The sequence below is a fragment of the Kitasatospora sp. NPDC030952 genome (assembly GCF_055571335.1).
In genome coordinates this window covers 472,884-480,439 of sequence record NZ_JBVIFM010000003.1, presented here as the reverse complement: position 1 = coordinate 480,439, position 7,556 = coordinate 472,884, and the positions used below count along the sequence as shown (strand labels likewise).

Annotated in this window: 6 protein-coding genes, 1 tRNA gene and 1 pseudogene; 4 read left to right on the top strand and 4 right to left on the bottom strand. The window is 72.7% G+C overall.

Annotated elements, in window-relative coordinates:
• A pseudogene (locus ACZ47G_RS09750) lies at nt 1-193 on the bottom strand (ABC transporter ATP-binding protein); the annotation flags it as partial.
• Nucleotides 194-449: 256 nt separating this feature from the next.
• Between ACZ47G_RS09750 and ACZ47G_RS09745 the strand changes: the two are divergent.
• From ACZ47G_RS09745 to ACZ47G_RS09735, 3 genes are all read left to right on the top strand, one after another.
• Nucleotides 450-531, top strand: a tRNA-Leu gene (locus ACZ47G_RS09745).
• 141 nt (nt 532-672) lie between these two features.
• Nucleotides 673-1,539, top strand: a complete 867-nt coding sequence (locus ACZ47G_RS09740; protein WP_465740881.1) for a Bax inhibitor-1/YccA family protein — start codon at nt 673-675, stop codon at nt 1,537-1,539.
• A gap of 85 nt (nt 1,540-1,624) precedes the next feature.
• Nucleotides 1,625-1,993, top strand: coding sequence for a hypothetical protein (locus ACZ47G_RS09735; protein WP_465740880.1), 369 nt, complete (start codon nt 1,625-1,627; stop codon nt 1,991-1,993).
• A gap of 114 nt (nt 1,994-2,107) precedes the next feature.
• Here ACZ47G_RS09735 and ACZ47G_RS09730 read toward each other — a convergent pair whose 3' ends face one another.
• From ACZ47G_RS09730 to ACZ47G_RS09720, 3 genes are all read right to left on the bottom strand, one after another.
• A complete protein-coding gene (locus ACZ47G_RS09730; RefSeq protein ID WP_465740879.1) occupies nt 2,108-3,049 on the bottom strand; it encodes a hypothetical protein in 942 nt (313 codons plus the stop codon).
• Nucleotides 3,050-3,339: 290 nt separating this feature from the next.
• A complete protein-coding gene (locus ACZ47G_RS09725) occupies nt 3,340-4,560 on the bottom strand; it encodes an acetyl-CoA C-acetyltransferase (RefSeq protein ID WP_380453760.1) in 1,221 nt (406 codons plus the stop codon).
• Nucleotides 4,561-4,624: 64 nt separating this feature from the next.
• Nucleotides 4,625-5,704, bottom strand: coding sequence for an SGNH/GDSL hydrolase family protein (locus tag ACZ47G_RS09720; protein ID WP_465740878.1), 1,080 nt, complete (start codon nt 5,702-5,704; stop codon nt 4,625-4,627).
• A 231-nt stretch (nt 5,705-5,935) separates the two neighbouring features.
• Here ACZ47G_RS09720 and ACZ47G_RS09715 point away from each other — a divergent pair, with 231 nt between their 5' ends.
• Complete coding sequence (locus ACZ47G_RS09715; protein ID WP_465740877.1) at nt 5,936-7,336, top strand: cystathionine beta-synthase; 1,401 nt, start codon at nt 5,936-5,938, stop codon at nt 7,334-7,336.
• Nucleotides 7,337-7,556 lie beyond the last annotated feature (220 nt).

The following is a 7,556-nucleotide window of genomic DNA, read 5'->3' as shown; positions in this document are numbered from 1 at the left end:
CCATGATGGCGGTGTACTCGCCCTGGGGGAAGGTGACGCTGACGTTGTCCAGGGCGACGACCCGGGTCTCCCCCTCCCCGTAGACCTTGTTGAGGCCGGTGGCGCGGGCGGCCGCCAGGCCGGTACGGACGGCGGTTGCGGTCGACGTGGTCACGGGGGTGCTCCTTGCTGGTCCGCGGATTCGTACCTCCATGCTCGGCTACGTGATCATGGTTCTGCGTCGCTCCGCCGAACGGTTGGCCCGACCACCGCTGGGCGTACGGGCGGGGCGGGCCCTCCTCCTGCGGTATGACGGGAACCCTGAGGGCGGCGCGGTGGCCGGAATCGCCGTGCTTCGTGGCCGAATCCCGAACTGTTCGTCAGATGGCAAGGAAACATGACAACTTCCCGGGCTGGGAACATGCGAAAGAGTGATCCGGGCGACTACTCTCAGGGGTGGTTCGCAGGACGCCCGGATGGTGGAACGCAGACACGGGCAGCTTAAAACTGCTTGGCCGCGAGGCCGTGCCGGTTCGAGTCCGGCTCCGGGCACCGCAACGACCCGCGGGGGCGCCACCGGCGTCCCCGCCGGGAGTCGTCCACCGGATCCTCCTCGCGGCGTATCCCGGAATTTTTGCCAAGCCATTACCCTGGTACGCGAGCGGTGCAGTGCCGCCACGGAGGGAATGAGCAATGAGAAGCAGCAACCCGGTCTTCTCGCGGGAGGGTTCCTTCTCCCGCGAGCCCGGCTACGCGGGGTTCGGTGGCACCGGCCAGGCCGGGAACCCGTCCGGCAACCCCTACGCGGGGACGCAGTACGCCCAGCCCCAGGGGCAGGGCCCGCTGACGGACGAGCAGCTCTACGAGATGTACAACGGGCCGTCGGCCGGCCCGGCGGCCACCGGGCGGATGACGCTCGACGACGTGGTCGCCCGCACCGCCATGACGCTGCTCACCCTGGTCGCCGCCGGCGCGGTGGCCTGGTTCGCGCTGCCGTTCGAGAACTACGGCTTCGCCATCGCCGCCAGCCTGGTGGCCATGGTGGTCGGCCTGGTGGCCTCGTTCAAGCGCGACGCCAGCCCGGCGCTGATCCTGACCTACGCGGCCCTCCAGGGCTTCGCGATGGGCGCCTGGTCGCACGCGCTGAACACCATCCTGAACGGCATCGTGATCCAGGCGGTGCTGGGCACGGCGGCGGTCTTCGCGGCGATGCTGTTCGCCTACAAGAGCGGCCGGATCCGGGTCACCGCGCGCTACCAGCGGATCGGCCTGGCGATCGCCATGGGTTTCGTGCTGCTGATGCTGGTCAACCTGGTCGCGATGGCCTTCGGCGCCGAGCTGGGCCTGCGCTCCGGCCCGCTGGGCATCCTGGTCGGCCTGGTCGGCATCGGCCTGGGCGCCTTCTTCCTGTCGCTGGACTTCGCGGCGATCGAGGAGGCCATCGCCCAGGGCGCCCCGCAGCGCGAGTCCTGGCGGGCGGCCTTCGGGCTCACCCTGTCGCTGGTCTGGATCTACATGGAGATGCTCCGGCTGATCGCGATCCTGCGCGGCGACGACTGACGGACCCCCGCCGTCGCCTTCCACTGCCGCCGGGCCCCGGAGCACTTCGCTCCGGGGCCCGGCGGCGTTTGGTTAGGCTCCTGGCATGCATGACGTACAGCCCCTGGTCGAAGCCGTCGACGAACTGGCGGATCGTTTCCGCTCGCTGCCGCAGAGCAAACTGCTGGGCCCGGTGCCCGGGCACGCCTCGCGGGCGGCGGCCGCGCTGGTGCTGGCCCGGGGGCTGGCCGCGCTGGCGCTGGCGGCGGAGGGCGGGCCGGAGCGGGACTTCCCGGATGCCGGGGCCTTCGCGGCGGGGGACCAGCTGGCCGTCGCCGGGCACGATCTGGCGGCCGCGCTCGCGGCGCTGCCCGAGGGGGCCGAAGTGGCCCTGCCGGGCGGCCCGGTGGCGGCGGGCGAGGTGCTGGCCGGGGCGGTGGCCGCGGTGCGGGAGACGGCCGGGCGCTGCGCCTGAGGCAGTCCGGAGCTGTCCGGAGCTGTCCGGGGCCGGACGTGCCGGAGGCCGGCCCGGATCGGTAACCCCCTCGATCCGGCCGGCCTCCGGTCCCGCCGCGTGGGCGAGACGGCGTCAGATGCTGGCGACCACCCGGTCGGCGAGCACGTAGACGGCCTCCTCGTCGGTGGAGAAGGTCAGCGAGTACGAGCCGGAGAAGCGCGAGCCGCCGAGCAGCCGGACGTGCTCACCGGCACGGACCGCGTCGATCAGCCGGTAGGCGGCCTCCCGGTCGCCCGGGGCCACGCAGAGCGTGGTGCCGTCGGCGAAGGCGTACACGTCCAGGGTGCCCAGCGGGCCCGGGCGGACGTCGACCAGGGAGACGGCCTCCTCGGCGAGGGCGGCGAGCCGGGTGTCGGTCCACTCGCGGGACGGGGCCTGGCTCGGCACGAAGTCGGGGTGCGAGGGGTGGCGGCGCGGGTCGGGCGCGGCGACCGGGGCCTCTTCCACGGCCGCCTCGGCGTCCAGCAGTCCGGCCTCCAGGCCGGTGGCCAGCAGGTCGGCCTCGCGGCGGGCCCGGGCGTCGCCGGTGGCCTCGCCGACCGGGTGGCCGGGGCGCAGCGGGGCGCCGCCGTCGGTGCCGGGATCCACCGGGCCGGGGCCGCCCTCGGTGATCAGGTCCTCCAGCGCGGAGCGCAGCGCCTCGCCGAACTCCGGGTCCATCGTCCCGGCGTTGTCGGCGGCGTCCTGCGGGCCGGTGGGGCGGGGGAAGAACACCGGCCACTCGTCGCTGCCGGTGAACACCCCGGCGAAGGGGGAGTCGAACAGCGGCGCGTCCTCGGCCGCGCGGGCCTCCTGCTCGGCCCAGAAGGCCCGGGCCTCGGTGATCTCCCGCTCGCGGTCGGCGGCGAGCGCCTCGGCGACGGCCCGGCGTATCGCGGCCTCGTCCACCGGAGCGGGCCCGGCCTGGGTCGAGGCCTGTGCGTCGAGCCGCCGGGAGATGCCCCGGAGGCGGAGCAGCACGGCGGTCGACACGGTGATCAGGATCAGCAGCAGGATGGTGTAGACGGCGCTCACGGAACGTACTCCTAGCGAGGAGCGGAACGGGGTTACGTGTCCACACTGCCCCATGGGGGGCTGTTGCCGCAGTGGCGAATGTCTAATTCGTCCGGGACTTTCGCGCTTGTCCCCAAATTGTTAGGTAACACCGTTCTACGCAGTGGAGTTGATCCGCTCCGCAGTGTCGATTTCCGGGCCGGAAACGACGAAGAAGAGGGCCGGATCGACCTCTCGGTGTGATCCGGCCCTCAATTACGCTGTGTCACTCCAAATGGGTGGTCCAGACCCTTCGGAGCGGTGGGGAGGGGTCAGCTGAGGCGCTCGATGACCATCGCCATGCCCTGGCCGCCGCCGACGCACATGGTCTCCAGGCCGAACTGCTTGTCGTGCCACTGCAGGGAGTTGATCAGCGTGGTGGTGATCCGGGCACCGGTCATGCCGAAGGGGTGGCCGACGGCGATGCCGCCGCCGTTGACGTTCAGCTTGTCCAGGTCGATGCCGAGGTCGCGGTAGGACGGGATGACCTGCGCCGCGAAGGCCTCGTTGATCTCGACCAGGTCGATGTCGTCGATGGTCAGACCGGCCCGCCGGAGCGCCTGCTTGGAGGCCTCGACCGGGCCGTAGCCCATGATCTCGGGGGAGAGGGCGCTGACGCCGGTGGAGACCACCCGGGCGAGCGGGGTGATGCCCAGCTCGCGGGCCTTGGTGTCGGACATGATGACCAGCGCGGCGGCGCCGTCGTTCAGCGGGCAGCAGTTGCCGGCGGTGACGGTGCCGTCCGGGCGGAAGACCGGCTTCAGGCCGGACACGCCCTCCAGGGTCACGCCGGCGCGCGGGCCGTCGTCGGTGCTCACCACGGTGCCGTCCGGCAGCGTGACCGGGGTGATCTCGCGCTCCCAGAAGCCGGCCTTGATGGCGGCCTCGGCGAGGTTCTGCGAGCGGACGCCGAACTCGTCCTGCTCGGCGCGGGTGATGCCCTTGAGCGCGGCCAGGTTCTCGGCGGTCTGGCCCATCGCGATGTAGGCGTCCGGCAGCAGGCCGTCCTCGCGCGGGTCGTGCCACTCTCCGCCGCCCTCCTCGGCGCGCTTGGCGGTGCGGGCCTGGGCCTCGTCGAAGATCGGGTTCATGGTGCCCGGCATGCCGTCCGAGGTGCCCTTGATGCTGCGCGAGACGGTCTCGACGCCGGCCGAGATGAAGACGTCGCCCTCGCCGGCCTTGATCGCGTGCAGTGCCATCCGCGTGGTCTGCAGCGAGGAGGAGCAGTAGCGGGTGATGGTCGCGCCGGGCAGGTAGTCCATGCCCATCTGCACGGCCACGATGCGGGCCAGGTTGTGGCCCTGCTCGCCGCCCGGCAGGCCGCAGCCGAGCATCAGGTCGTCGATCTGGCGGGGGTCGAGCTGCGGGACCTTGGCCAGGGCGGCCTGGATGATGTGGGCGGTCAGGTCGTCCGGGCGGACGTCCTTGAGCGAGCCCTTGAACGCCCGGCCGATCGGCGAACGGGTGGCGCTGACGATGACGGCTTCGGGCATTGCGGGCTCCTCGCTGAGTGAACGGCGGACTGGCGGTCCGGGAGGAAAGCTACCGCTTGGTAGCTCAAGCGTCACCGGCACCAGCGTGTGAGCTGGCCGACGTATTCCCCGGGCCCGCCCCGGGCTGCCGGGGCGCCTCCGGGCCGACCCGCAGCCGGTGGCGCAGCAGCGCCCAGCGCCGGCCCGGGCCCTCCGCGGCCACGGCCGCCACCTCGGTGCCCGCGCGTCCGGCCGCCGCCGCGGCGGCCACCGCGACCGGCAGCACCGTCTCGCCCGGCACCGTCGTCCCGCCGGGGCGGGCGGTGCTCGGGCGCTCGTCCTCCGGCCACAGGCCCAGCGCGGCGCAGACCGAGGGCAGCACGGCCATCGCGGCCGTGGCGTAGCCCTGGGCGGAGGGGTGGTAGCGGTCGGCGGCGAACATCTCCGGGCGGGCGGCGAACTCCGGGCCCAGCAGCGAGCCCAGCGAGACCGTGCGCCCGCCCGCCTCCACCACCGCGATGGTCTGGGCGGCGGCCAGCTGGCGGCTCAGCCGCCGGGCCACCCAGCGCAGCGGCGGGCGCACCGGCTTGATCGTCCCGAGGTCGGGGCAGGTGCCCACCACCACCTCGCAGCCGTTGGCGCGCAGGGCGGCGACGGCCTCGCCGAGCTGGCGGACGGCGAGCTGGGCGGGGCTGTGCCGGGTCACGTCATTGGCGCCGACCATGATCACGGCGATGTCCGGGCGCTGCCGAAGGGCCTGCTCCAGCTGGCCGGAGAGGTCGGCGGAGCGGCCGCCGGAGCGGGCCACGTTGACCAGCCGCACCGGGCGCTCGGCCACCGAGGCCAGGCCGGCCGCCAGCAGCGCGCCCGGGGTCTCGCGGGCGCGGGCCACCCCGAGGCCGGCGCCGGTGGAGTCGCCGAGGACGGCCAGCACGAGCGGCGGCCGCGGGGGCGCGCCGCGGTCGGCGAAGGCCTCGCCGTAGACGCCGTCGGCCTTGGGCGGGAGGGTCTCCAGGACGCCGATGGCCTGGATGGCGAGCTTGCTCTCGGTCAGCAGCACGCCGACCAGGCCCACGCCGAGCAGGCCGAGCCCGCCGCCGCCGTAAGCCGCCGCGGTGGCGATCCGGCGGGCCACCCGGGCCCGCGAGTCCTGTCCGCCTGGCATCCGGTGCCCCCTTCGCGTCCTGGTGCCGCCCCCTCCCGGACCGCGGCCTTGTCTGCACAGCGCTCTTACCCGCGCGGAGGGCGGGAGTACCGGTGGCGCCGGTGGCGGTGGGCCATTGGTGGAGCGCGGCGGAGGGGCGGGGAGTGCGGGAAGGGAGGGCTGGGCCGGGTGTCACGCCCTAGGCTTGCGGTACCGAATGCACTCGCATGCCCATAGACCGGGAGGACCCCCGTGCGGTACCACAACTCGATCATCGACCTGGTCGGCAACACGCCGCTGGTCAAGCTGAACAAGGTCACCGAGGGCATCACCGCGACAGTGCTGGCGAAGGTCGAGTACTTCAACCCCGGCGGTTCGGTGAAGGACCGCATCGCGATGCGCATGATCGAGGCCGCCGAGGCCTCGGGCGCCCTCAAGCCGGGCGGCACGATCGTGGAGCCGACCTCCGGCAACACCGGGGTCGGCCTGGCGATCGTGGCCCAGCAGAAGGGCTACAAGTGCATCTTCGTCTGTCCCGACAAGGTGTCCACCGACAAGATCAACACCCTGCGCGCGTACGGCGCCGAGGTGGTCGTCTGCCCGACCGCCGTCGCCCCGGAGCACCCGGACTCCTACTACAACGTCTCCGACCGCCTGGTCCGCGAGACCCCGAACGCCTGGAAGCCGGACCAGTACTCCAACCCGGACAACCCGGCCTCGCACTACCACTCCACCGGTCCGGAGCTGTGGGAGCAGACCGACGGGAAGATCACCCACTTCGTGGCGGGCGTCGGCACCGGCGGCACCATCTCCGGCACCGGCAACTACCTGAAGGAGGTGTCCGGCGGCAAGGTCAAGGTCGTCGGCGCCGACCCCGAGGGCTCGGTCTACTCGGGCGGCACCGGCCGTCCGTACCTGGTCGAGGGCGTCGGTGAGGACTTCTGGCCGACCGCCTACGACCGCGGCGTCGCGGACGAGATCGTCGCGGTCTCCGACAAGGACTCGTTCCAGATGACCCGCCGCCTGGCCAAGGAGGAGGGCCTGCTGGTCGGCGGCTCCTGCGGGATGGCCGTGGTGGCCGCGCTGGAGGTGGCCAAGAAGCTCGGGCCGGACGACGTCGTCGTGGTGCTGCTGCCGGACGGCGGCCGCGGCTACCTGTCGAAGATCTTCAACGACGACTGGATGGCCGACTACGGCTTCCTGCCCTCGGCCACCGACGAGGCCCACATCAGTGAGGTGCTGGGCCGCAAGGAGAGCATCGAGCAGGGCGGCGTCCCGCAGTTCGTCCACATGCACCCCAACGAGACGGTCGCCGAGGCGGTCCGGGTGCTGCGCGAGTACGGCGTCTCGCAGATGCCGGTGGTCTCCCCGGGTGCCGGGCACCCCGACATCATGGCCGGCGAGGTGATCGGCTCGGTGGTGGAGAAGCTGCTGCTGGAGGGCATCTTCGCCAAGGAGATCGAGCTGACCGACACGCTGGACAAGGTGATGTCCAAGCCGCTGCCGGTGGTCGGCTCGGGCGAGACCGTCACCAACCTGATGACCGTGCTGGAGAAGGCCGACGCGGCGGTCGTGCTGGTGGAGGGCAAGCCGCAGGGCATCGTCACCCGCCAGGACCTGCTGGGCTTCCTGACCGGCCGCGCCGCGCACTGACGCCCGTTCGCCGGCGACGCTGACGCCGGCTCAGCACCGTTCGCCCGTGGCCGGATCCGGAGGATTCGCCCACGGGCGAAGTGGTACACCAGCGTCATCTGTCCGCAGCACGCGGTTAACAACGCCCCGGCATCGTAGTGGTCGACGGCAAGACGCCGAGCGAGACGGCAGCGGACCACCGGGAGCGGCTCCCCGGCGGGCGCGGCCGGCTCCGGACACG

Coding starts and splice junctions, on each gene's coding strand:
- ACZ47G_RS09720 (WP_465740878.1), bottom strand. CDS start 5,704: ATGCCAGGCGGACAGGACTCGCGGGCCCGGGTGGCCCGCCGGATCGCC.
- ACZ47G_RS09735 (WP_465740880.1), top strand. CDS start 1,625: ATGCATGACGTACAGCCCCTGGTCGAAGCCGTCGACGAACTGGCGGAT.
- ACZ47G_RS09725 (WP_380453760.1), bottom strand. CDS start 4,560: ATGCCCGAAGCCGTCATCGTCAGCGCCACCCGTTCGCCGATCGGCCGG.
- ACZ47G_RS09740 (WP_465740881.1), top strand. CDS start 673: ATGAGAAGCAGCAACCCGGTCTTCTCGCGGGAGGGTTCCTTCTCCCGC.